The organism is Amycolatopsis sp. 195334CR, assembly GCF_017309385.1.
Lineage (GTDB): Bacteria > Actinomycetota > Actinomycetes > Mycobacteriales > Pseudonocardiaceae > Amycolatopsis.
In genome coordinates, this window is the sequence record NZ_JAFJMJ010000002.1 from 1,681,636 (window position 1) to 1,701,427 (window position 19,792).

The 19,792-nt window shown below is 71.8% G+C and carries 22 protein-coding genes; 17 read left to right on the forward strand and 5 right to left on the reverse strand.

The window, feature by feature from the left end:
* Positions 1-85: 85 nt before the first annotated feature.
* From JYK18_RS30910 to JYK18_RS30950, 9 genes are all read left to right on the forward strand, one after another.
* Positions 86-1,015 (forward strand): oxygenase MpaB family protein, encoded by a 930-nt coding sequence (locus JYK18_RS30910; RefSeq protein WP_206806960.1) that lies wholly within the window; start codon positions 86-88, stop codon positions 1,013-1,015.
* 12 nt (positions 1,016-1,027) lie between these two features.
* Complete coding sequence (locus JYK18_RS30915) at positions 1,028-2,053, forward strand: LLM class F420-dependent oxidoreductase (RefSeq protein WP_206806961.1); 1,026 nt, start codon at positions 1,028-1,030, stop codon at positions 2,051-2,053.
* A 328-nt stretch (positions 2,054-2,381) separates the two neighbouring features.
* On the forward strand, positions 2,382-3,464 hold the full coding sequence (locus JYK18_RS30920) for an IS110 family transposase (RefSeq protein WP_206806962.1): 1,083 nt from the start codon (positions 2,382-2,384) through the stop codon (positions 3,462-3,464).
* Positions 3,465-3,618: 154 nt separating this feature from the next.
* Complete coding sequence (locus JYK18_RS30925) at positions 3,619-5,685, forward strand: neutral/alkaline ceramidase (protein WP_206806963.1); 2,067 nt, start codon at positions 3,619-3,621, stop codon at positions 5,683-5,685.
* 50 nt (positions 5,686-5,735) lie between these two features.
* On the forward strand, positions 5,736-7,034 hold the full coding sequence (locus tag JYK18_RS30930; protein WP_206806964.1) for an MFS transporter: 1,299 nt from the start codon (positions 5,736-5,738) through the stop codon (positions 7,032-7,034).
* Entirely contained in the window at positions 7,031-8,434 is a 1,404-nt protein-coding gene (locus JYK18_RS30935) for an aminotransferase class V-fold PLP-dependent enzyme (protein ID WP_206806965.1), read from the forward strand. The genes JYK18_RS30930 and JYK18_RS30935 overlap by 4 nt, the downstream gene beginning before the upstream one ends.
* A gap of 41 nt (positions 8,435-8,475) precedes the next feature.
* A complete protein-coding gene (locus JYK18_RS30940; RefSeq protein WP_206806966.1) occupies positions 8,476-9,366 on the forward strand; it encodes an LLM class flavin-dependent oxidoreductase in 891 nt (296 codons plus the stop codon).
* Between the two features lie 75 nt (positions 9,367-9,441).
* Entirely contained in the window at positions 9,442-9,738 is a 297-nt protein-coding gene (locus JYK18_RS30945) for a hypothetical protein (protein ID WP_206806967.1), read from the forward strand.
* Between the two features lie 88 nt (positions 9,739-9,826).
* Positions 9,827-11,065, forward strand: coding sequence for a serine hydrolase (locus JYK18_RS30950; RefSeq protein WP_206806968.1), 1,239 nt, complete (start codon positions 9,827-9,829; stop codon positions 11,063-11,065).
* A 76-nt stretch (positions 11,066-11,141) separates the two neighbouring features.
* Here JYK18_RS30950 and rpsR read toward each other — a convergent pair whose 3' ends face one another.
* The 4 genes from rpsR to rpmB are packed head-to-tail and all read right to left on the reverse strand — an operon-like array spanning position 11,142 to position 12,077.
* A complete protein-coding gene (gene rpsR / locus JYK18_RS30955) occupies positions 11,142-11,375 on the reverse strand; it encodes a 30S ribosomal protein S18 (RefSeq protein WP_206806969.1) in 234 nt (77 codons plus the stop codon).
* Entirely contained in the window at positions 11,372-11,677 is a 306-nt protein-coding gene (gene rpsN / locus JYK18_RS30960; RefSeq protein ID WP_206806970.1) for a 30S ribosomal protein S14, read from the reverse strand. Before rpsN ends, rpsR begins: the two co-directional genes overlap by 4 nt.
* Positions 11,677-11,841 carry a 50S ribosomal protein L33 gene (gene rpmG, locus JYK18_RS30965; protein ID WP_206806971.1) on the reverse strand — a complete coding sequence of 55 codons (165 nt, stop codon included), beginning with the start codon at positions 11,839-11,841 and terminating at the stop codon, positions 11,677-11,679. The genes rpsN and rpmG overlap by 1 nt, the downstream gene beginning before the upstream one ends.
* Positions 11,841-12,077: a 50S ribosomal protein L28 gene (gene rpmB, locus JYK18_RS30970; protein ID WP_206806972.1), complete on the reverse strand. Its 237-nt coding sequence runs from the start codon at positions 12,075-12,077 to the stop codon at positions 11,841-11,843. The genes rpmG and rpmB overlap by 1 nt, the downstream gene beginning before the upstream one ends.
* 51 nt (positions 12,078-12,128) lie before the next feature.
* Here rpmB and mrf point away from each other — a divergent pair, with 51 nt between their 5' ends.
* Genes mrf through cobA form a run of 6 tightly spaced genes read left to right on the forward strand, consistent with a single transcriptional unit; the run spans position 12,129 to position 16,234 of the window.
* On the forward strand, positions 12,129-13,370 hold the full coding sequence (gene mrf, locus JYK18_RS30975; RefSeq protein ID WP_206806973.1) for a ribosome hibernation factor-recruiting GTPase MRF: 1,242 nt from the start codon (positions 12,129-12,131) through the stop codon (positions 13,368-13,370).
* Positions 13,367-13,624, forward strand: a complete 258-nt coding sequence (locus JYK18_RS30980) for a type B 50S ribosomal protein L31 (protein WP_206806974.1) — start codon at positions 13,367-13,369, stop codon at positions 13,622-13,624. The genes mrf and JYK18_RS30980 overlap by 4 nt, the downstream gene beginning before the upstream one ends.
* Positions 13,624-13,782 (forward strand): 50S ribosomal protein L32, encoded by a 159-nt coding sequence (gene rpmF, locus JYK18_RS30985; RefSeq protein ID WP_206806975.1) that lies wholly within the window; start codon positions 13,624-13,626, stop codon positions 13,780-13,782. The genes JYK18_RS30980 and rpmF overlap by 1 nt, the downstream gene beginning before the upstream one ends.
* On the forward strand, positions 13,779-14,579 hold the full coding sequence (locus JYK18_RS30990) for a methyltransferase domain-containing protein (RefSeq protein ID WP_206806976.1): 801 nt from the start codon (positions 13,779-13,781) through the stop codon (positions 14,577-14,579). The genes rpmF and JYK18_RS30990 overlap by 4 nt, the downstream gene beginning before the upstream one ends.
* 12 nt (positions 14,580-14,591) lie before the next feature.
* Positions 14,592-14,978, forward strand: a complete 387-nt coding sequence (locus JYK18_RS30995; protein WP_206806977.1) for an ankyrin repeat domain-containing protein — start codon at positions 14,592-14,594, stop codon at positions 14,976-14,978.
* A gap of 38 nt (positions 14,979-15,016) precedes the next feature.
* Positions 15,017-16,234, forward strand: a complete 1,218-nt coding sequence (cobA, locus tag JYK18_RS31000) for a uroporphyrinogen-III C-methyltransferase (protein ID WP_242582252.1) — start codon at positions 15,017-15,019, stop codon at positions 16,232-16,234.
* On the opposite strand, the gene JYK18_RS31005 is transcribed toward cobA, so the two are convergent.
* Positions 16,220-17,089, reverse strand: coding sequence for an alpha/beta fold hydrolase (locus JYK18_RS31005; protein WP_206806979.1), 870 nt, complete (start codon positions 17,087-17,089; stop codon positions 16,220-16,222). The two genes, cobA and JYK18_RS31005, sit on opposite strands and share 15 nt — an antisense overlap.
* 134 nt (positions 17,090-17,223) lie before the next feature.
* On the opposite strand from JYK18_RS31005, the gene JYK18_RS31010 reads away from it, so the two are divergent.
* Both JYK18_RS31010 and JYK18_RS31015 read left to right on the forward strand, forming a co-directional pair.
* Complete coding sequence (locus JYK18_RS31010; RefSeq protein WP_206806980.1) at positions 17,224-18,069, forward strand: crotonase/enoyl-CoA hydratase family protein; 846 nt, start codon at positions 17,224-17,226, stop codon at positions 18,067-18,069.
* A gap of 25 nt (positions 18,070-18,094) precedes the next feature.
* Positions 18,095-19,792, forward strand: coding sequence for an AMP-binding protein (locus tag JYK18_RS31015; RefSeq protein ID WP_206806981.1), 1,698 nt, complete (start codon positions 18,095-18,097; stop codon positions 19,790-19,792).

Sequence of the window (19,792 nt, forward strand, 5' to 3'; positions counted from 1 at the left end):
TCGAACCCTACCTACTCGTCAGTTGACTACGGTCGTTGTCAATCCTATCTTGACAACACACGTTGTCACACTGAGGAGGGCGAGGATGGCAGAGGAGCCCGAGCCGCTCGGCCCGGATTCGCTGACCTGGAAGTACTTCGGCGACTGGCGCGGCCTGCTGATCGCGCTGTGGGCCGGGTCCATGCAGAACATGCACCCCGAGCTGGGCTCCGGGGTGGAGGAGCACTCGCAGTTCTTCAAGGAGCGCTGGCAGCGGCTGTTCCGCTCGCTCTACCCGATCGGGGGAGTGATCTACGACGGTCCCCGCGCGCACGAGACGGCGAAGACGGTCCGCGGTTACCACAACACGATCAAGGGCGTCGACGCGCGGGGCAGGCCGTACCACGCGCTGAACCCCGGCACGTTCTACTGGGCGCACGCCACCTTCTTCGTCTCCGCGCTGCTGATCGCGGAGAACTTCATGGGCGGGCTGACCGCGGCGCAGCAGCGGAAGATGTTCGACGAGCACGTCCAGTGGTACCGGATGTACGGGATGAGCATGCGCCCGGTGCCGGCGACCTGGGAGGAGTTCCAGGAGTACTGGCACCACATGTGCACCGAGGTACTGGAGGACAACAAGGCCACCCGCGACGTGCTCGACATCAAGGAGATCCCGAAGCCGAACGCGATGTGGTGGCTGCCATCGCCGGTGTGGAGCCTGGTGCGCGGGCTCGTCGCGCGCAACTTCGTCTGGCTGACCGTCGGCATGTACGACCCGCCGATCCGGGAGAAGCTCGGCTACCCCTGGACCGCGCGCGACGCGAAACTGCACCGGCTCACCGGGCGGCTGATCAACGCGGCGTTCAAGCTGGTGCCGTTCGACCGGCGCTACCACCCGCGGGCCCGCGCGGGCTGGCGGCGGGTGTCCGGCCGGGCCCCGGCGACCGCGCCGCTGGTGGAAACGCCCGCCCGCAACCTGCCCCCGCTGGACGAACGGGACCGTCCGACCCACTATGCACCCCAGGTGCCGAACTAGGAGGAACTCTTCATGAAGCTGGGCTACCACGTCGGTTACTGGTCCTCGGGTCCGCCGCGGGGTGCGCTGGAGGCGATCACCGAAGCGGACCGGCTCGGCTTCGACTCGGTGTGGAGCGCCGAGGCCTACGGTTCCGACGCGTTCACCCCGCTGGCCTGGTGGGGCGCGGCCACCGAGCGGATCAACCTCGGCACGAACATCGTGCAGATGTCCGCGCGCACGCCGACCGCGACCGCGATGAGCGCGCTGACCATGGACCACCTCTCCGGCGGCCGGTTCGTGCTCGGCCTCGGCGCGTCCGGCCCGCAGGTGGTGGAGGGCTGGTACGGGCAGCCGTACCCGAAGCCGCTGGCGCGCACCCGCGAGTACGTGGAGATCGTGCGGCGGGTGCTGGCCCGGGAGGAGCCGGTCACCTTCGACGGCGAGTTCTACCAGCTGCCCCATCCGGGTGGGGCGAAGCTGGGCAAGCCGTTGAAGCCGACCGTGCACCCGTACCGCACGGACCTGCCGATCTACCTGGCCGCGGAAGGCCCGAAGAACGTGGCCCTCTCGGCCGAGATCTGCGACGGCTGGCTGCCGCTGTTCTTCTCCCCGAAGAGCGACGCGTTCTACCGCGCGGCGCTGGAAGAGGGCTTCGCGCGGCCGGGTGCGCGGCGCACCTTCGCCGACTTCGAGGTCCCCGCGTCCGCGCCGGTGATCGTGCACGACGACGTGGAAGAGGCGGCCGCGCTGATCAAGCCGTCGCTCGCGCTCTACATCGGCGGCATGGGGGCCAAGGACATGAACTTCCACCACGACGTGTTCGTGCGCATGGGGTACGAGGACGTGGCGGGCAAGGTGCAGGAGCTGTACCTGGCCGGGCGCAAGCAGGAGGCCGCCGCGGCGATCCCGACCGCGCTGGTGGAGGACATCTCGCTGATCGGGCCGCCGTCGAAGATCCGCGAGGAACTGGCGGAGTGGGACAAGACGGTGGTCACCACGCTGCTGGTCCGGGGGGATGCCGCCTCACTGCGGAAGATCGCGGACGTGGTCTCGTAACCCTCGCGCCTTGCTCTGTCGTGTCGTCGCGCTGTGAATGTGGCTTTCACAGCGGATTTCGCTGTGAAAGCCACAGTGATGATGGTGTGTATGGACGGGGGCTGCCCCGGGGCTTGGCCCGGAAAGCCACTGACGCCCTGGCCGGGGTTGTCTTGCGAATGATCTGCCGGTTCCGGGGTGGTCTCCGTTCGTGCACGTCACCAGGCCAGGGGATGTGACTTGATAGGAGCCTGTGCCACCAGGACACCCATCACTGTGCTGTCCACCCCTGCTGGCCCGGTACGTGCCCTCCCTGACCACTGAACACCACGGGACGGCAGAGACCAGGATGACTGATCAGCACACCGGCGTCGACACTGCCCAGCACACCGCGGTGATCGCCGGGGTCGATACCCATAAAGACACCCACACCGCCGCCGCGCTCGATCCTGTCGGCCGGGTACTGGGCACGCACACCTTCCCGGCCACCACCGCCGGCTACACCGCGCTGGGCACCTGGCTGGCCGGGTTCGGCACGGTGTCCGCGGCCGGGGTGGAGGGCACCGGTTCCTACGGCGCGGGCCTGGCCCGCTACCTGGCCGGCGAGGGTGTCACGGTGGTGGAGGTCAACCAGCCCGACCGGCATGCCCGCCGCCGCAAGGGAAAGACCGACACCCAGGACGCGATCAACACCGCCCGCGCCGTCCTGGCCGGCCACGCTGAGGCCACCCCCAAAGCCGGCACCGGGCCCGCCGCCGCGATCACCGCCCTGCGCACCGCGCTGACCAGCGCGGTCAAATCCCGCACCGCCGCGCTCAACCAGCTCCACGCCCTGATCGTCACCGCCCCCGCCCCGCTACGCGAATCCTTGTCCGGCCTGACCGGCACAACCCTGATCAGGGCCTGCGCCCGGCTGCGCCCCGGCACCGACCTCACCAGCCCCGTCAACGCCACGAAAACCGCGCTCCGCCGCCTCGCCCGGCGCATCACCGACCTCACCACCGAGATCACCGACGCCAAAACCGACCTGAACACCCTGACCCGCCAGGTCCTGCCCGCCACCACCGCCGTGTTCGGCGTCGGCCCCGACACCGCCGCCCAGCTCCTGGCCACCGCCGGAGACAACCCCGACCGCATCACCACCGAAGCCCAGTTCGCCCACCTCTGCGGCACCGCCCCGATCGACGCCAGCAGCGGCCGCAACAACCGCCACCGCCTCAACCGCGGCGGCGACCGCCACGCCAACGCCGCCCTCCACCGAATAGTGATCGTCCGCCTGCGCCACTGCCCCCGCACCCGCGCCTACCTCGAACGACGCACCCGCGAAGGCCTCCCCAAACGACACATCATCCGCTGCCTCAAACGCTACGTCGCACGCGAAATCCACCGAACCATCACCACAGACATGGCCAACCTCACAACAACCCCTTGACCTCAATAGGAGCATCATTCACTGCACTCGGCGGGGGCGCGGATCGCTGCCGTGCCCCGCCGGATCAGGGCTTGGCAGGGTGAGGCCGGTCACGTAGCCTCCTCGGTGAACGTGAAGCGCATTCACATTTCGCCGAGGTCAACGAGGAGGCGGCATGCCGGTCAGCCGGAGGCAGGTTCTGGCGGGTGCCGCCGCGGTTCCGCTGGGCGCGCTCGGCGCGGGCACCGCCCAGGCGGCGAGCACCCAGGCGGGCACCGCTCAGGCAAGCACCCAGGCGACCGCCGAGGCGAGCACCGCGCAAGCGAGCGGCTACCGCATCGGTATCGGCATCGCCGACGTCACCGGCCCCGCCGCCGAGAACGGCATGATGGGCTACTCCATGCCCCAGCAGCAGACCGCGGGCATCCACCAGCGCACCCGCGCACGGGCCTACGTCATCGACGACGGCACCCGCCGGATCGCCTTCGTCAACGCCGATCTCGGCGCCATCTTCCAGTCGGTGCACCAGGCCGTGCTCGCCGAGCTCGCCCAGGCGTACGGCAACCTCTACACCGAGCAGAACGTGCTGCTCAACGCCACGCACACGCACGCGGGCTGCGGCGGCTACTCGCACTACGCCGCCTACAACCTGTCCATCCTCGGCTTCCAGGAGCAGACCTTCGACGCCGTGGTCGGCGGCATCGTCGAGGCGATCAAGGCCGCGCACGAGGACCTGCGCCCCGGCACGATCAGCCTCGGCCGCGGTGAGCTGACCGACGCCAGCGCCAACCGCTCGCGCACCGCGTTCGAGCTGAACCCCGCCGCGGACAAGGCCTTCTTCCCGCTGTCCATCGATCCGGCGATGACCGTGCTGCGGCTGGCGCAGGAGGGCCGCGACACCGGCGCGATCTGCTGGTTCGCCACCCACGGCACCTCGATGACCAACGCCAACAAGCTGATCAGCGGCGACAACAAGGGCTACGCCGCCTACCACTGGGAGCACGACCAGGCCGGAGTGCGCTACCTCGACGGCAAAGCGGCCTTCGTGGCCAGCTTCCCGCAGACCAACTCCGGGGACATGTCGCCGAACCTCAACCTGAAGCCCGGCTCCGGCCCGACCGAGGACGAGTTCGAGAACACCAGGATCATCGGGGAACGCCAGTACCGCGCGGCGAAGCGGGCCTACGACGCGAGCCGCCCGGTGGGCGGGGCCATCGACTTCCGGATGTCCTTCGTGGACATGTCCACAGTGGACGTAGACGGCCGGTTCACCCCGGACGGCACGCCCCGGCGCACCTGCACCGCGGCGATCGGCGCCTCCATGCTGGCGGGCAGCACCGAGGACGGCCCGGGACTGCCGCTGCCCGAAGGCATCCGCAACCCGTTCCTCGACGCGCTCGGCGGCATGGACGCGCCGGTGTCCAAGGAACTGGCCGACGCGCAGGCGCCGAAGGTGGTCGTGGTGCCGTTCGGCGCGATGAAGCCGTACCCGTGGGCGCCGGAGGTGCTGCCGCTGCAACTGGTCCGCATCGGCTCGCTGTACCTGGTCGCCGGGCCCGCCGAGTTCACCATCGTGGCCGGGCTTCGGTTGCGCCGCACGGTCGCCGCCGAACTCGGGGTGCCGCTGGAGAACGTGCTGGTGCAGGGGTACGCCAACGCCTACAGCCAGTACGTGACCACGCCGGAGGAGTACGACTCGCAGCAGTACGAGGGCGCGTCCACCCTGTTCGGCCGCTACACCCTGCCCGCCTACCAGCAGGAGTTCGCGCGGCTGGCGGCGGCGATGCGCGCGGGCGAGCCGGTCGAGCCCGGGCCCCGGCCACGGGACCTGACCGGCAAGCAGCTGAACTTCCAGCCGGGCGTGGTCTTCGACAGCGCACCGATGTTCAAGAACTTCGGCGACGTGCTGACCGAGGCGAAGAGCAGCTACCGGCGGGGTGAGCAGGTGCTGGTCGAGTTCGTCACCGGGCACCCGAAGAACAATCTGCGCCGGACCTTTCTCGAGGTCCAGCAGCTGGTCGGCGGCACGTGGGTGCGCCACGCCGACGACGGCGACTGGGCGACGAAGTACCGCTGGGCCCGGACCGTGCTCGGCGAGTCGAAGGCGGTGCTCACCTGGGACATCCCGGCCGGCGCGGCCCCTGGCAAGTACCGCCTGGTCCACCACGGCGACTGGAAGCACGGCATCACCGGCGCCGTCACCGCCTTCAGCGGCACCTCGCGGGCGTTCGTGGTGGGCTGATCGCCCCCGTGCTGCCCCGAAGTGACCTGGCCACGGATACAGTCAGCGCCGTGCTCCCGCTCAAGACACGGCTCGGATATTCGGTCGGCTCGTTCGTCACCGGGGCCTTCGGCACCGTGCCGGGGCTGTTGCTGCTGCCCTACCTCACCGACACCATGGCCGTGCCGGGCGCCATCGCCGGGGCCATCGTGCTGGTGCCCAAGGCGTGGGACGTGCTGTTCAACCCGGTGGCCGGGCGCATCTCCGACGCCCGGCTGGCCAAGTCGGGCAGCCGCGCGAAGTTCCTGCTGTTCGGCGGCATCGGCGTCGCGGTGCTGTTCGCCGCGTTGTTCGCGCACCCCGGGTTCGGCCGGACCTGGCTCGACGCCGGGTACGTGGTGGCGGTGTTCTTCCTGTGCGCCACCGCGTTCGCCTTCTTCCAGGTGCCGTTCAACGCGCTGCCCGCCGAGCTGACCCCCGGCTACGAGGAACGCACCCGGCTCAACAGCTGGCGCATCGGCGTGCTGGCGCTGGCCATCCTGGTCTCCGGCGGCGGCGCGCCCGCCATCGTGGAGATCTTCGGCGGTGTGCCCGGCTACCGCGCGATGGGCGTGGCGGTCGGGGTGATCATCCTGGCCGGTGCGCTCGGGGTGTACTTCAGCATCCGCACCGCCCCGGTGGCGAAGGTCCGCCAGCCCACCACGAGCTGGCGTGAACTGCTCACCACCATGCGCGAGTGGCGTGCCTTCCGCTGGCTGCTCGGGGTCTACTTCGTCCAGTCACTGGGCATCGGCACCCTGCTCGCCGGGGTCAGCTACCTGGCCAGGCACGTGCTCGGCGACCCCGGCCTGCAGACCTTCCTCTTCGCCGGGTTCGTCGGTCCCGCGCTGCTGGTGATGCCGTTGTGCATGGCGCTCGGGCGCCGCTGGGGCAAGGTCACCGGGCTGCGGATCTTCACCGCGATCTTCGCCGTCGCCCTGCTCGGGCTGCTCCTCGCGCGGGTGCTGCCGACCCCGGTGTTCTTCGTCTTCGTCGCGCTGGCAGGCATCGGCTACGCGGGCATCCAGGTGTTCCCGCTGGCCATCCTGCCCGACCTGATCACCGCCGAGGAGGAACGCACCGGCGCCACCCGCGCCGGGGTGGCGGCCGGGGTGTGGACCGCGGGCGAGACGCTCGGCCTGGCGCTGGGCCCCAGCCTGTTCGGCCTGATCCTGCAGCTCGGCGGGTATGTGTCCTCTGTGGACGCGGCGGCGGCGCAGCCGGAGAGCGCGATCACCGCCGTGCTGCTCGGTTTCTCGCTGCTGCCCGCGATCCTGGTGGCGATCGCGCTGCCGCTGCTGCGCAAGTCGATCCTGGAACCGGGCCGATGAGCTCCGCCGAACAGGTGCTCGCCGAACTCCGCGCCCTGCGCGCCGGCGACCTGCCCACGCACGGTGCCCGCACGCTGGCCTACGTCTACGACAGCGGACTGTCCGGAGTGGACGAACTGGCGGCCGGGGCGCACGCGCTGGCCGCACACGCCAACGGGCTCGACCCGACCGCGTTCCCCAGCCTGCTGCGCCTGGAGAACGACCTGGTGGCCGCGACCGCGGAACTGGTCGGCGCCACGGCGGACACGGTCGGCGCGGTGACCTCCGGCGGCACCGAATCCTGCCTGCTGGCGGTGCTCGCCGCGCGGACCGGCGCCCCGGACGTGCGCGAGCCGTCGATGGTGCTGCCGGAGACCGCGCACGCCGCCTTCCACAAGGCCGCGCACTTCTTCGGCGTGCGCGCCATCCCGGTGCCGGTCGACCCGGTGACCTTCCGCGCCGACCCGGCGGCGATGGCGGCCGCGATCGACGAGCACACCGTGCTGGTGGTGGCCAGCGCGCCGTCCTACGCGCACGGCGTGCTCGACCCGATCGCCGAGATCGCCGCGGCCGCCTCGGCCAGTGGCGTCCGCATGCACGTCGACGCCTGCATCGGCGGCTGGGTGCTGCCGCACCTCGGCGCGCCGCCGTTCGGCTTCGAGGTGCCGGGCGTGACCAGCGTTTCGGTCGACCTGCACAAGTACGCCTACTGTCCCAAGGGCGTCTCGGTCCTGTTGCACGCGAACGCCGAACTGCGCCGCGGGCACTACTTCGCCAGCGCCGACTGGCCCGGCTACACGATGCTCAACACCACCGTGCAGTCCACCCGCTCGGGCGGTCCGCTGGCGGCGGCGTGGGCGGTGGTCCGGCACATCGGGCCCGAGCGCTACCGGCGGCTGGCGCTCGACGCGCGGGCGGCGGCGGAGGAGATCGCCGCCGGGATCGACAAGATCGGCGGCCTGCGCGTGCTCGGGTCACCGGACTCGACGCTGGTGGCACTCGCGCTGGACGGCACCCCCGGCTTCGACCTGTTCACCGTGGCCGACGAGATGTCGGCGCGGGACTGGTACGTCCAGCCGCAGTTCGCGCACGGCGTCTCCCCGGCGAACCTGCACCTGACCCTGTCGGCGGCGAACCGGGGCCACGAACGCGAGTTCCTGGCCGATCTCGAAGCGGCGGTGGCCGCGGCGCGCGCGGCCGGGCCGGTCGAGGTGGACGCGCGGGTGCTGGAGTTCGTCGCCGCGCTGGATCCCGCGCAACTCACCTCGGAGCAGTTCGCCGGGCTGCTCGCGGCGGCCGGACTCGGGGACGCCGGTGCGCTGCCCACCCGGATGGCGGAGGTCAACACCCTGCTCGCGGCCGCCCCGGCCCGGCTGCGGGAGCGGCTGCTGCTGGAATTCCTGGGGCAGTTGCACGACTGACCCTTGACCTCCAGCATGGTCGAGGTCCCAGGATCGTTCCCATGATGGAGATCGGGGTGATCCTGCCGTCGGTCGCGGCGCAGCTCGAACAGGGGCTCGACCTGCGGGACGCGGCCCGGCACGCGGAGGCGGCCGGCCTGGACGGGGTCTGGATGGGCGACCACCTGGCCACCGGCATGTCCACTTTGGACAGCGTGGCCGGGCTGGCCACCGCCGCCGCGGTTACCGAGCGGGTGCGCATCGGCACCAGCGTGTTCGTGCCCGCGATCCGGCCGCTGGCCTGGGCCGCCAAGCAACTGGCCAGCCTGCAGCACCTCTCCGGCGGCCGACTCGTCCTGGGGGTCGGGTCGGGCGGCGGGGCGGCGCAGTGGGCGGCGGCCGGGGTGCCCTTCACCGAACGGGGCAGGCGCACGGACCTCGCCCTGGAACTGCTGCCGGAGCTGCTGGCCGGCAAGCCGGTGCGGTTCGCGCACGAACCGGGCGCGCCGGTGGTCCAGCTGGCGCCCGCGGTCCGGTCACCGCTGATCTGGGTGGGCAACGACTCGGCGGTGGCCAGGCGGCGGGCGGCGCGCTTCGGGGACGGCTGGTTCCCCTCGCTCATCCCGGTGGACGAGGTGGTCCGGGGCCGGGGGCAGCTGGCCGAGCTGGCGGGGGAGTACGAGCGGCCGCTGCCGACGGTGACCGTGGGCGGGGTGGTCTCCTTCGGCGGCACCTCGGCCGCGGACCTGGCCGAGCAGATCGCCGGCGGCTACGGCATGGCCATCGAGCGGGCGCGGAGGGTGCCGATCACCGGCACCCCGGACGACGCGGCCGACCGGTTCGCCGAGTACGCCGCCGCCGGGGTGGGCCACCTCGTGCTCGGCATCGGTGGCGGGGACTGGCGCGAGCAGGTCGACCGGCTGGCCCAGGCCCGGAGGCTGCTGCTGGGGTGACCCGATCGTGTTCACGCGGAGCGCGCGGGCCGTCGCGCGGTGTTAGCGTGGCCGCGAATCCGGAAGGAGCCGATCATGACCACCGCACACGCCGAACACACGGGCCACGACCACCGGCACGGCGAGGGCTGCGGGCATGTCGCGGTGCCCCACGGCGAGCACGTCGACTACGTCCACGACGGACACCTGCACCGCGCGCACGACGGCCACTACGACGAATGTGAACCCGCTTCGCACGTGGCGCACGACGCGCACCCGCACGAGCACGGCGAGGGCTGCGGCCACGTCGCCGTCCCGCACGGCGACCACGTCGACTACCTGCACGACGGCCACCGCCACGCCGCGCACCAGTCGCACTACGACGAGCACTGACCAGCACTGACGTCGCCGGACACCGGGCCGCCACCGGTGTCAGCGCCGTGGCTGCCCGGTGTCAGCGCGCCCGGCGATCGTTCTCCCCATGAACAACACAGCAGAGAGCACAAGCGGGGACTTCGTCGAGAAGGGCTGGGGCAAGGTCGCCGACGTGTTCCGGGCGAACTTCGCCGACGGCGGTGAGGTCGGCGCGGCGTGCAGCGTCTACGCGGGCGGCCGTCCGGTGGTCGACCTGTGGGACGGCCTCGCCGACCGCGAGTCGGGCCGCCGCTGGGACGGCACCACCATCGCCCAGGTCGCGTCCACCACCAAGGGCGCCACCGCGATCTGCGCGCACCTGCTGGCCCAGCGCGGCGAGCTGGACCTGGACGCGCCGGTGGCCCGGTACTGGCCGGAGTTCGCGGCGAACGGCAAGGAGGCGATCCCGGTGCGCTGGCTGCTCTCGCACCAGGCCGGGTTGCCGATCGTCGACGGGCCGCTCACCTTCGAGGAAGCCTGCGCCTGGGACCCGGTCATCCGCGCCCTCGAAGCGCAGAAACCGTTGTGGGAGCCGGGAACCGAGCACATCTACCACAGCGTCACTTACGGTTTCCTGGTCGGTGAGGTGGTGCGCCGGATCTCCGGCAAGTCGCTCGGCACCTTCTTCGCCGACGAGGTGGCGAGCCCGCTCGGGCTCAGCGCGTGGATCGGCCTGCCCGAGGAACACGAGGAGCGGGTCTCCGGGATCCACTACGCCGCGCCGTTCAGCCTGGAGGAGCTGCTCGCCGGGATGATCGCGCTGACCGGCCTCGACGCGGACACGGTCACCGCGTGGATCAACGCGGTGTGGGGCCCGGACTCGGTGCAGGCCAAGGCGGGGGAACTCGGTGGCGCGCTGGACAACACCTCGGACTACTTCACCACGCGGGCCTGGCGGGCGGCGGAGTTCCCGGCGGCGAACATGGTCGCCGACGCTCGGTCGGTGGCCAGGATGTACGCCGCCACGGTGAGCGAGGTGGACGGGGTGCGGTTGCTGGAGCCGGCGACGGTCCAGCGGATGAGCGAGGTCCAGACGGACAAGACCCCGATGCACGGGCTGCCCGAGGGCCTGGACATCCCGGCCGACCGCTCGTTCTACATGTCGCTCGGCTTCCACCGGTCCTGCGCGCCGATCCCGATGGTGGGCCCGGGTTCGTTCGGCCACCCCGGTTCCGGCGGTTCCATCGGCTTCGCCGACCCCGATGCCGAAGTCGGCTTCGGCTACACCACGAACCTGTGGAACTTCCGGCCCGACGACCCGCGCGCGGCGGACCTGGCCAAGGCCGTCCGGGAGTGCCTGGGCTGACCGAACGCAGTGAATGTGGCTTTCACCGCGCCAGACGCTGTGAAAGCCACATTCACTGCACCTACCACCGCGAGGGTCAGCGGCCCCGCGCCGGGTAGGGGAGCAGGGCCATTTCGCGCGCGTTCTTGATCGCGGTCGCCACCTGCCGCTGCTGCCGAGGCGTCAGCCCGGTCACCCGGCGCGCGCGGATCTTGCCGCGGTCCGAGATGAACTTCCGCAGCAGGTTCGTGTCCTTCCAGTCCACTTCGGACACCTTCTCGGCGGCGAGCAGGTTCCGCCGCTTCTTCGGTTCACGCTTCACGGCACTCACCAACTCGACTTCGCCACGCCCGGCAGCTCACCGTTGTGCGCCATCTGCCGGAACCGGACCCGGGACAGGCCGAACTTCCGCAGGTGCCCCCGCGGCCTGCCGTCGGCGACGTCCCGGTTGCGCAGGCGCGTCGGGCTCGCGTCGCGCGGCAGCGCCTGCAACGCCGAGACGGCCGCCGCCTTGGCCTCCGGCGAGGAACCCGGCGAGCGCACGATCTCCTTCAACTCGGCCCGTCGTTCCGCGTGCCGGGCCACCACCACCCGCCGCTGCGCGTCGCGCGCGATCTTCGACTTCTTCGCCATCAGCGGTCCTCCTTGAACTCGACGTGCCTGCGGACCACCGGGTCGTACTTGCGCAGCACCAGCCGGTCGGGGTCGTTGCGGCGGTTCTTCCTGGTGACGTAGGTGAACCCGGTCCCGGCGGTCGACCGCAGCTTGACGATCGGCCGGATCTCGTTGCGCGCCATCAGATCTTCTCCCCGCGTGCCCGCAGCGAGGCGACCACCGCATCGATCCCGCGCTTGTCGATGGTCTTCATCCCCTTGACCGAAACCCGCAACCGGACCCAGCGGCCTTCGCTCGGCACCCAGTACCGCCGCGTCTGCAGGTTCGGGTCCCAGCGCCGCGAAGTCCGCTTGTGCGAATGCGAGACCTGCTTGCCGAACCCGGGCCGCCGCCCGGTGACCTGGCACACAGCCGACACCTGTCCTCCTCAATTGGTATTGATAGTCATTTTCAACTACAGTACACCCCTGTGACCGAAGACCTCCGCATTCCCCTCACCCTGATCGGCGGCCTGGCCGCCGGAGCCAGTGCCGCGCTGGCCGACCGCCTCCGCGCCGGCGAGCCCGGTACCGCGGTGGTGCACCACAACCTGCGCCGCATCCACGAGGGCGTGGTCACCCGCCGCCTCCAGCTCGGCGCGCGTGACCAGCTCACCGTGTTGGAGCTGGCCCACGGCTGCGTCTCCTGCACCCTGCGCCTGGACCTGCTGCCGTTGCTGCGCAAGCTGTCCCGGCTGCCCGAGGTCCGGCGCATCGTGGTCCGCCTCGACGAGGCGATGGAGCCGGAACCGGTGTGCTGGGCGCTGGAGCACACGCTGGTCGGCGACCGCCCGGTGCTCGACGACGTCCGCGTCGAGGCGGTGGCCGCGGTGCTCGACCGCGCCACCTGGCTCACCGACGTCACCGGCGACGACACGCTCGACGAGCGCGCGCTGCAGGCCAGCCCCGAGGACGAGCGCACGCTGGCCCAGGTCGGCCTCGCGCAGGCCGAGTTCGCCGACGTGCTGGTCCTCGACGGGGACGCGCCCGACGCCTGGACCGCGGCCAAGACCGCCGCCGTGCTCGACCGGCTGGCGCCCACCGCGCCCCGGCTCGAACTGGCCACCACCACCGAAGTCCGCGACGCGGTGCCCGCCGGGGCCCGGCGCGGTGAGGTGACCGACATGCACGGCCCGCTGCTGCGCGGGGAACCACCGCTGGCCGAGGACTGCGGCATCGCGCTGCTGACCTACACGCGCACCCGGCCGTTCCACCCGGAACGCCTCCACGACGCCATCGACGTGCTGCTCGACGGCGTGGTGCGCACCCGCGGCCGGGTGTGGGTGGCGAGCCAGCCGTCGATGGCGCTCTGGGTCGAGTCCGCGGGGGGCGGGCTCGGCATCGGGCACGCCGGGCACTGGCTCGCCGCCGACGACGGTCCGGAGTGGACGGAGGTGAGCCCGGAACGCCGGACGCTGGCGTCCCTGCGCTGGGACCCGGAGTTCGGCGACCGGGCACAGGAACTGGTGGTGCTCACCCACCAGGCCACCCCGGAGGAGGTGACCGCGGCGCTGGACGGGGCCCTGCTGACCGACGACGAGCTGGCCGCCGGGCCGTCGGCGTGGGCGCGCTACCCGGACCCGTTCGGCGAATGGCACGAAGAACCCTGCGACGACGAACAACCGTCGGGACACCAGGTCTCGGCGGCCGACCGGAAGGACGAACAACGATGAAACCGGGTATCCACCCCGACTACCACCCGGTGGTGTTCAAGGACAACGCCACCGGCGACGCCTTTCTCACCCGGTCCACCATGACCTCGGAGAAATCCGTCGAATGGGAGGACGGCAACACCTATCCTCTGGTGCTGGTGGACATCAGCTCCGCCTCCCACCCGTTCTGGACCGGTGCCCGCCGGATCATGGACACCGCGGGCCAGGTCGAGAAGTTCCACCGCCGCTACGGACAGCGAAAGGGCGGTAAGTGATGGCCGTGCCCAAGCGCAGGACCTCGCGCAGCAACACGCGGCACCGCCGCGCGCAGTGGAAGGCCACCGCGCCGGACCTGGTGCCGATCGTGGTCGACGGGCGGCGGCAGCTGGTCCCGCGCCGCCTGATCGGCCACTTCCAGCGGCTCGCCCGGTGAATCCCGAGTTCGCCGGCGGCGTGTTCAGCGCCGCCGGCGCGGAGTTCGCGGACTGGTACGCGCGGCTGTGGCGGCCGCTCGGTGAACTCACCGTGGCGGTCACCCGGCCCGCGCCGGGCGACCGCGTGCTCGACGCCTGCTGCGGCTCGGGTGCTTCGGCCGTGCCCGCCGCGCTCGCGGTCGGCCCGGCCGGGCACGTCGACGCGGTGGACGCGGCCGAGGGCCTGCTCGCCCAGGGCCGGGTCACCGGGCAGGGGCTCGGCCAGCTCGCGTTCACCCGGCACGACGTGCTGACCTGGACCGCCGAGCCGTACGACCTGGTCCAGTGCGTCTACGGGGTGTTCTTCTTCCCGGACATGGAGGCCGGCGCGCGGCGGCTGATCAGCCTGCTCCGGCCCGGCGGCCGGTTCGCGGTGACCACCTGGCGCCGCGACGGCATGGCCAGGATAGTGCCGATCGCGCAGGCCGCGGCCGCGGTGGAACGCCCCGAGCTGAACCAGCCCGCCGACCGGATCGGCGCGCAGGCCCGGATCGACACCCCGGAGAAGCTGACCGGCTGGCTGTCCGGGCTCGGCCTGGTCGACGTCACCGTCGACGAGGTCGAGTACGTGCAGCCGCTGCACGCCGAGGACGCGTGGAAGCTGTACCTCGGCGCGGCCATGCGCGCGTTCCTCACCGGATTGGACGAACCGGCGGTGGCGCGGGTGAAGGAGCGGTTCACCGCCGGGCTCGCCGAAGCGGGCGTGACCTCACTCGACTGCGGTTCGCTGATCGGGGTGGGCCGCGTCCCCGCGTGAGATGCTGGGGCGGTGAGCGATCCCGATCCCGAACTGCTCGAGCTGTGGGCCAAGGTCTTCGGCTTCGCCAGGAGCGGCAGCACCGCGGAGCTGGCGGCCTACGTGGACGCCGGCATCCCGGCGAACCTGACCAACGACAGCGGGGACACGCTGGTCATGCTCGCCGCCTACCACGGCCACGCGGCCACCGTGACCGCCTTGCTGGAGCGTGGGGCCGATCCCAACCGCACCAACGACCGGGGCCAGAGCCCGCTCGCCGGTGCGGTGTTCAAGGCCGAGCCCGAGGTGGTCAAGGCGCTGCTGGCCGGCGGGGCCGATCCGGCCGCCGGGCAGCCGTCCGCGCTGGAGACCGCGCGGATGTTCGGCAACGACGAAATGCTCACACTCCTGCGCCCCTGAGCGCGCCACCGCGGTCGCGGGCAGGCATGCTACTGCGCATGCCAGAAGATCCCCACTATCTGTCCGGCCTCGACCTCTCCGGTAAGCGGGTGGTGGTGGTCGGCGGTGGCATGGTCGCCCAGCGGCGGCTGCCGCGCCTGGTCGGCGCCGGTGCCGCGGTCGAGGTGATCGCCCCGCACGTCACCCCGTCGGTCGAGGCCATGGCCGAGATCGGTGAGCTGCGCTGGCACCGGCGCGCCTACGCCGACGGCGACCTCACCGACGCCTGGTACGCGCTGGCCTGCACCGATCTCCCCGAGGTCAACGCCGCGGTGTGCGCGGAGGCCGAGCGCGCGCGGGTGTTCTGCGTGCGCGCCGACGCCGGTACCGAGGGCAGCGCGGTCACCCCGGCGTCCGGGCGGCACGGGGGAGTGCTGGTCGGGGTGCTCTCCGGGGGCGAGCCGCTGCGCTCGGCCGCGGTCCGCGACTCCATTCTGGACGGTCTGCGCGCCGGGACGGTGGCCGCCGAGTACCGCACGCCCGGTGACGAACTGCCCGGCGTGGCGCTGGTCGGCGGCGGGCCGGGCGATCCGGAGCTGATCACCGTGCGCGGCAGGCGGCTGCTCGCCCGCGCCGACGTGGTGGTGGTCGACCGGCTCGGCCCGCGTGAACTGCTCGACGAACTGCCCGCCGAGGTCGAGGTGATCGACGCGGCGAAGATCCCGTACGGCCGCGCGGCCAGTCAGGACGTGATCAACGCCACGCTGATCGACCACGCCAAGGCGGGCAAGTTCGTGGTCCGCCTCAAAGGCGGTGACCCGTACGTGTTCGGCCGCGGCTTCGAAGAGGTGCTCGCCTGTGCCGACGCGGGCATCCCGGTCACCGTGGTCCCCGGCATCACCAGCGCGTTCGCCGTGCCCGCGGTGGCCGACGTGCCGGTGACCCACCGCGGGGTCACGCACGAGGTGGTGGTGGTCTCCGGCCACGTGCCGCCCGGCCACCCGCAGTCGCTGACCGACTGGTCCGCGCTGGCCCGGCTGCGCGGCACGATCGTGCTGATGATGGGCGTGGAGCGGCTGGCGAAGTTCGCCGGCGCGCTGCTCGACGGCGGTCGGCCCGCGGACACGCCGGTGGCCGTGATCGAGGACGGCACCATGCGCACGCAGCGGGTGTTGCGCTCCACTTTGGACAGCGTGGCCGAGGAAGCCGCGGCGGCGGGCGTGCGCCCGCCCGCGATCATCGTGATCGGGCCGGTTGCCGCCCTAGCGAACGAATGAGCCGTCCAGGAAGTCCAGCACCGCGTCGGTGAGCCTGCCCGGGTCCAGCCGGAACTCGATCGGGCTGCGTGCCTGGATGAACCGCGCGTCGGGCAGGTCCACGGCCAGGGTGTCGGCGTCCCCGAAGGGGTGAATGGGGTCGCGCTGGTGGCCGATCACCAGCGCCGGCACCTTGATCTGGCGCCGCACCGACTTCGGCGGCGCGATCCGGCCGAACAGCACGCCGTGCAGCAGCGCGGCCATCCCGGCTGGCTGCTGGTCGAGGGTGTCGGTGACCACGTCCACCCACTGGTTCCCGTGCGGCACCAGCCCGGCCACCGCGGCCACCCCGCGCACGGTCACCGGCACGAACCTGGCCGCGAACAGCAGCGGGGCGAAGGTGAGCAGCCCGGCCACGATCGCGTTGTCCAGCACCGGCATCTCGGCGATCAGCGAGTGCATCCGCTCCGGCGCGGACACCGCCACCTCCAGCGAGACGTTCGCGCCGAGCGAGGTGCCGCCGATCACCGCGCGGTCCACGTCGAGGTGGTCGAGCAGCGCCACGGTCTGCTCGGCGAAGGCGGGCATCGAGTACAGCCAGGACTCGGCCGGGCGCTCGGACTCGCCGTGCCCGAGCAGGTCGAGGGTGACCACCCGGTAGCCCTCGGACGCCAGCCGCCTGGCCAGCGGCGCGTGCATCCGGCGGGTGAACATGATGCCGTGGGTGAGCACCACCACCTTCTCGCCGTCGCCGTACTCGGTGTAGGCCAGCCGGTGGCCCTCGTGCACGAACGATCCGGCCAGTTCGATCGGCCGGTTGGCCCGCCTCGGCCCGGCCGGCTCGTCCAGTACCACCGCCGCGCTGTCCGCGCTCATCGCCGTCACCATCCCTCCGCCGTCAGGCCCGCACCCGTCAAGCAAACCATCTACCGGGCCGGGTTGGCATCCCGCCAACCAGTCACCGGCCGGTCGCTGGCACCCGCCCGTACTCATGAGTAATGATGACCGCCATGACCGACCGCGCTGTAGACGCTCTCGCTGATCTCGTTTCGCTCAAGGTGGACCGTTCCGGCCACGTGGCCGAGGTGACCCTGCTCGGACCGGGCAAGGGCAACGCCATGGGCCCCGACTTCTGGCGCGAACTGCCGCTGGTGTTCACCGCCCTGGACGCCGACCCCGAGGTGAGGGCGGTGGTGCTGACCGGCAGCGGCAAGCACTTCTCCTACGGCCTCGACCTGCCCGCGATGATGCCGAACTGGGCCCCGCTGCTGGCCGGGGACGCGCTGGCCAAGCCGCGCACCGCCTTCCTCGACGAGATCCGCGTGCTGCAGGAGAGCGTCACCGCGGTGGCCCGGTGCCGGAAGCCGGTGATCGCCGCGGTGGCGGGCTGGTGCATCGGCGGCGGGGTGGACGTGATCAGCGCCGCCGACGTCCGGCTGGCCAGCGCCGACGCCAAGTTCAGCGTGCGCGAGGTCAAGGTGGCCATCGTGGCCGACCTCGGCAGCCTGCAGCGCCTGGCCACCATCGTCGGCGAGGGGCACCTGCGTGAGCTCGCCCTGACCGGCAAGGACATCGACGCCGCGCGCGCCGAGCGGATCGGCCTGGTCAACGACGTGTACGCGGACCAGGAGGCGGTGCTGGCCGCGGCCCGCGAACTCGCCGGGGAAATCGCGGCGAACCCGCCGCTGGTGGTGCAGGGTACGAAGGACGTGCTCTCGGTCAACACCGAGCGGCAGGTCGCCGACGGCCTGCGGTACGTGTCCACCTGGAACGCCGCGTTCCTGCCGAGCAAGGACCTCGCGGAGGCGGCGCAGGCGTTCCTGGAGCGGCGCGCGCCGAGCTTCGGCGGCGAGTAGCGGATTCGGCGAAGGGGTGACCGAGGTGGGCAACGAGGCTTCCCAGCGGTTCCGGAGCGCGCGCGACTACCTGCTCGCGCACCGGGAGGACTACGCGACCGCGAACGCCGGGTTCGCCTGGCCGGAGTTCGGCGAGTTCAACTGGGCGCTGGACTGGTTCGACGAGATCGCCCGCGATCCGGCCAACGCCGGGCGGTACGCGCTCTGGATCGTGGAAGAGGACGGTACGGAGAACCGCTGGACCTTCCCGGAGCTGGCGCGCCGGTCGGACCAGGTGGCGAACTGGCTGCGCGGGCTCGGCGTGCGCCGCGGCGACCGGCTGATCCTGATGCTGGGCAACCAGGGCGAGCTGTGGGAGACCATTCTCGCCGCGATCAAGCTGGGCGCGGTGATCATCCCGGCGTCCACCCTGCTCGGCCCGGCCGACCTGCGCGACCGCGTGGACCGGGGCGGGGCGAAGCACGTGGTGGTCCGCTCGGCCGACGTGCCGAAGTTCGCCGGCGTGCCGGGGGAGTACACCCGGATCGCCGTCGGGGAGGCCGCCGACGGCTGGCACGAGTTCACCGCCGCGTACGCCGAAGCCGCCGAGTTCACCCCGGACGGGGTCACCCGGGCGGACGACGAACTCCTGCTCTACTTCACCTCCGGCACCACCGCGCAGCCGAAGCTGGTGCGCCACACCCAGGTCTCCTACCCGGTCGGCCATCTGTCCACTATGTACTGGATCGGGCTGGAGCCGGGGGACGTGCACCTGAACATCTCCTCACCCGGCTGGGCGAAGCACGCCTGGAGCAACGTGTTCGCGCCGTGGAACGCCGAGGCGACGGTGTTCCTGTACAACTACACGCGCTTCGACGCGGTGGCGCTGATGGCGCAGATGGACCGCTGCGGCATCACCAGCTTCTGCGCGCCGCCGACCGTGTGGCGGATGCTCATCCAGGCCGATCTCGGCGCGCTGAAGACGCCGCCGCGCAAGGTGGTCGGGGCCGGGGAGCCGCTCAACCCGGAGGTGATCGACCAGGTCCGCACGGCGTGGGGGGTGACCATCCGCGACGGCTTCGGGCAGACCGAGAGCAGCGTGCAGATCGCGAACACCCCCGGCCAGGAGGTCCGGCCGGGCTCGATGGGCCGTCCGCTGCCGGGGTTCGCGGTGGCGCTGGTCGACCCGGTCACCGGCGAGCGCGCCGCCGAGGGCGAGATCTGCCTCGACCTGGCGAAGCGCCCGGTCGGCCTGATGACCGGGTACGCCGACGACGCCGAGCGCACCGCCACCGCGTTCGCCGGCGGGTATTACCACACGGGTGACGTCGGTTCGATCGACGAGGACGGCTACATCACCTACGTGGGCCGCACCGACGACGTGTTCAAGGCCTCGGACTACCGGATCTCGCCGTTCGAACTGGAGAGCGTGCTGATCGAGCACCCGGCGGTGGCCGAGGCGGCGGTGGTGCCCGCGCCGGACCCGATCCGGCTGGCCGTGCCGAAGGCGTACGTGGTGCTGGCGGGCGGACACGAGCCGAGCGCGGACACCGCGCTGGCGATCCTCGCCCACTGCTGCGAGCACCTGGCGCCGTACAAGCGGATCCGGCGGCTGGAGTTCACCGAACTGCCGAAGACGATCTCCGGCAAGATCCGCCGGGTCGAACTGCGCGGACGGGAGACCGCCGAGCGCCCGGCCGGGGAGTTCCGCGAGGAGGACTTCCCGACGCTCAAGGGGTCCTGA

Coding starts and splice junctions, on each gene's coding strand:
- JYK18_RS30910 (WP_206806960.1), top strand. CDS start 86: ATGGCAGAGGAGCCCGAGCCGCTCGGCCCGGATTCGCTGACCTGGAAG.
- JYK18_RS30915 (WP_206806961.1), top strand. CDS start 1,028: ATGAAGCTGGGCTACCACGTCGGTTACTGGTCCTCGGGTCCGCCGCGG.
- JYK18_RS30920 (WP_206806962.1), top strand. CDS start 2,382: ATGACTGATCAGCACACCGGCGTCGACACTGCCCAGCACACCGCGGTG.
- JYK18_RS30925 (WP_206806963.1), top strand. CDS start 3,619: ATGCCGGTCAGCCGGAGGCAGGTTCTGGCGGGTGCCGCCGCGGTTCCG.
- JYK18_RS30935 (WP_206806965.1), top strand. CDS start 7,031: ATGAGCTCCGCCGAACAGGTGCTCGCCGAACTCCGCGCCCTGCGCGCC.
- JYK18_RS30940 (WP_206806966.1), top strand. CDS start 8,476: ATGATGGAGATCGGGGTGATCCTGCCGTCGGTCGCGGCGCAGCTCGAA.
- JYK18_RS30945 (WP_206806967.1), top strand. CDS start 9,442: ATGACCACCGCACACGCCGAACACACGGGCCACGACCACCGGCACGGC.
- JYK18_RS30950 (WP_206806968.1), top strand. CDS start 9,827: ATGAACAACACAGCAGAGAGCACAAGCGGGGACTTCGTCGAGAAGGGC.
- rpsN (WP_206806970.1), bottom strand. CDS start 11,677: ATGGCGAAGAAGTCGAAGATCGCGCGCGACGCGCAGCGGCGGGTGGTG.
- rpmG (WP_206806971.1), bottom strand. CDS start 11,841: ATGGCGCGCAACGAGATCCGGCCGATCGTCAAGCTGCGGTCGACCGCC.
- JYK18_RS30980 (WP_206806974.1), top strand. CDS start 13,367: ATGAAACCGGGTATCCACCCCGACTACCACCCGGTGGTGTTCAAGGAC.
- rpmF (WP_206806975.1), top strand. CDS start 13,624: ATGGCCGTGCCCAAGCGCAGGACCTCGCGCAGCAACACGCGGCACCGC.
- cobA (WP_242582252.1), top strand. CDS start 15,017: ATGCCAGAAGATCCCCACTATCTGTCCGGCCTCGACCTCTCCGGTAAG.
- JYK18_RS31005 (WP_206806979.1), bottom strand. CDS start 17,089: ATGAGCGCGGACAGCGCGGCGGTGGTACTGGACGAGCCGGCCGGGCCG.
- JYK18_RS31010 (WP_206806980.1), top strand. CDS start 17,224: ATGACCGACCGCGCTGTAGACGCTCTCGCTGATCTCGTTTCGCTCAAG.